This is a genomic window from Stenotrophomonas pictorum JCM 9942 (assembly GCF_001310775.1).
Taxonomy (GTDB): domain Bacteria; phylum Pseudomonadota; class Gammaproteobacteria; order Xanthomonadales; family Xanthomonadaceae; genus Stenotrophomonas; species Stenotrophomonas pictorum.
In genome coordinates, this window is record NZ_BAZI01000725.1 from 1 (window position 1) to 752 (window position 752).

A 752-nucleotide genomic window follows, 5' to 3' on the forward strand; every position below is an offset into this window, starting at 1 on the left:
CCAGGGCACCGGCCCGCACGCCGCCGCCGCCGCCGAGGTCTCGCACCCGGCCAAGCAGGGCTATGTGCAGGCCTTTGCGATCTACTTCGACACCATGCTGGTGTGCACCTCCACCGCGTTCCTGGTGCTGTCCACCGGTATGTACAACGTGTTCCGCGAAGTCACCGAGGGCGGCGTGAGCAAGCTGGAGGCCATCATCAGCGGCGTGCCCGGCGTGCAGCCTTCCGAAGGGGCGCTGTTCACCCAGGCCGCGGTGGAATCGGTCATGCCCGGCTGGGGCGCCGGCTTCGTGGCGATCGCGCTGTTCTTCTTCGCTTTCACCACGATCATGGCCTATTACTACATGGCCGAAACCAACCTCACCTACTTGGCCGGCAGCAACCGCACCCATCCGGCCGCGACGCTGGTGCTGCGCCTGGGCATCATGGGCATGGTCGTGTTCGGTGCCTTCCACAATGCCAAAATGGCGTGGGCGCTGGGTGATATCGGCGTCGGTCTGATGGCCTGGCTGAACGTCATCGCCATCTTCATCCTGCAGAAGCCGGCAATGCTGGCGCTGCGCGATTACGAACGGCAGAAGAAACTGGGGCTGGACCCGGTCTTCGATCCGGATGCGCTGGGCATCAAGAACGCCGATTTCTGGCGCGTCAAAAAATAAGAGAGACATGCAGTGAGCAACCCCTGGAACAACCGCCGTCCTTCCGTCCGCCCGCCGCGGGCGATCCCGCCGGCGCCATCGCGTGAGGGCGGCG

General features: G+C 64.9%; 1 protein-coding gene. It reads left to right on the plus strand.

Going from position 1 to position 752, the window contains the following annotated elements:
* The coding region (locus tag JCM9942_RS17310; RefSeq protein ID WP_172675205.1) for an alanine:cation symporter family protein at positions 1-658 on the plus strand (658 nt) is incomplete at its 5' end.
* Positions 659-752: the final 94 nt, after the last annotated feature.